The sequence below is a fragment of the Piscirickettsia litoralis genome, from assembly GCF_001720395.1.
Lineage (GTDB): Bacteria > Pseudomonadota > Gammaproteobacteria > Piscirickettsiales > Piscirickettsiaceae > Piscirickettsia > Piscirickettsia litoralis.
The window spans coordinates 701,503-703,505 of sequence record NZ_MDTU01000001.1; the positions used below are offsets into that span (position 1 = coordinate 701,503).

A 2,003-nucleotide genomic window follows, 5' to 3' on the forward strand; every position below is an offset into this window, starting at 1 on the left:
TAGCGGATTATGGCTAGCGTTTTAAGCTTTTTAACAATCCGTGGCTTAGCTTCTGCCTGGATCTTTCAGCTTTACCTAAAAAGAAAAAACAAGACAATATTAAGGTTTAAGTTTACACTGTATTACTTTTTATCTATGATGCAGTTCCATATCCAATACTCCAGCATAAGGATAATGTCATGCGAAAATTAGAAAATAAAATTGTACTAATCACTGGCGCATCTTCAGGAATCGGTCAGTCTTGCGCAGAGCAATTTGCTGCCCAAGGCGCTAAGCTCATTCTTACCGCACGTCGCTTTGATCGACTCAATGACTTAGCAAGCACCTTAAGTGAAAAGTATAATGTCGATATTCTACCGCTCAAATTAGACGTTACCAATAAACAGCAAGTAAAAAGCACCATAACAAGCTTACCCAATCATTGGCAACCCGTCGATATCTTAGTCAACAATGCGGGGCTTGGTGGCACTACCGAACTCATGCAAAATGCTGACCCCGATATCTGGGATACGATTATCGACACTAATGTAAAAGGTCTGCTTTATGTAACCAAGGCCGTGTTAACCAATATGGTTGAGCGAAATTCTGGACATATTATTAATATTGGCTCTGTTGCCGGCCATGATTACTATCAAGGTGGTAATGTTTATAGTGCAAGCAAACATGCCGTTAAGGCACTTACACGCTCATTGCGGATTGACCTAAAGGGTCATAAAATCCGCGTCAGTGAAGTTGACCCGGGAGCCGTACACACAGAGTTTAGTGAACAGCGCTGGGATAAAGAGCGCTCAGATCAGTTTTATTCGGGGTTCCAACCCCTCATGGCTGAGGATATTGCAGATACTGTGCTTTACTGCGCAACTCGCCCGGCGCATGTGAATGTTTCAGAAATCATGGTTTATCCCATCGCCCAAGCGGCAACCTCTATTTTGCACAAAGATAATGATACTGGATTAAGCAACCTGTACGACTAACCCTTACAAAAGCTCAAATCAATCAAAAACAAAGGGCGTTTTGCCCTTTCTAGTTAAGAGCAGGTTCATTGAACAACCTTGGTGAGGTGCTACTAAGCTCAAATATCTCTTACCTACCTGGCAAAATACTTACTTTTCTATTGTTTGCTCTTCAACAAAACTCTTCAAAGCAATTATATTTTATGTAAAAATCACATATTAATTTACGAAAAAAAACAACTAAACTAAACCCTAAACAAAGAACTATTGTCGAAAATATATGTTTTTCAAATACCCAATCAAGGATATAATAAGTTACAGTGACTACTTAGACTGGTACGGCCTTTACTATCATCCTTGGGAAAAATTTTGGGAGCGTCACAATATACGCTACCTTGGTATTTTATTGATTATTTTTACTTTATTATGGTGGCTTTTTCATGAACATATACCACTTCCAAGCAAGCTTTATCATTATGCAACACCTATAGTTATCTTCTTCTCCATTTATATGGCTGTAGCCAACTTTAACAAACAAAAACAACTTGATCGTGAGATGAAATCATTTCAGATGACTCAAACTTTATTTAGTAAAGAATTTAGTGAAAATTTTGAAGTAATTAATAATTATAGAGGCTTTATTAATGATAATATTGACCATATTCCTTGTCGTGAAAAAAGGTCAATAAAGTACTGTCTAAATCATTTAGAAATAATTTGCACAGGTATCAAATTAAAAGAATATGACGAATTCGTAATCAAGTCACTTACTCATTTACCGGCATGTAAGCTTTTAGACAATACTAAAAAATATATTCTTGCTGTTCGCAATGATAAATCTAAACCTGATGCTTACCGACACTTGACTGACGTGGTCAGCATGTGGGTTCACGAAAAAATACTTTATACTAACGATCTAGAAGTAAAGAAAAAATTAGAATTGCTAATTTCTGATATTGATACTTACAAAAATCATACACCACCCCTTTGGTATAAAGTACTTAGATTATTTTTTTTCATAAAGAACTTTAACAGGGGGCGATGCAAACC

2 protein-coding genes are annotated in these 2,003 nt (G+C 36.7%); both read left to right on the forward strand.

Going from position 1 to position 2,003, the window contains the following annotated elements:
• Positions 1 to 179: 179 nt before the first annotated feature.
• Positions 180 to 974, forward strand: coding sequence for an SDR family NAD(P)-dependent oxidoreductase (locus BGC07_RS03380; protein WP_069311960.1), 795 nt, complete (start codon positions 180 to 182; stop codon positions 972 to 974).
• Between the two features lie 385 nt (positions 975 to 1,359).
• Positions 1,360 to 2,003, forward strand: a 644-nt coding sequence (locus BGC07_RS03385; protein ID WP_235602883.1) for a DUF4760 domain-containing protein, incomplete at its 3' end; no start/stop codon positions are given.

Bases quoted from the DNA above. Each gene is read 5' to 3' on its own strand.
- BGC07_RS03380 (WP_069311960.1), top strand. From the start codon at position 180: ATGCGAAAATTAGAAAATAAAATTGTACTAATCACTGGCGCATCTTCA.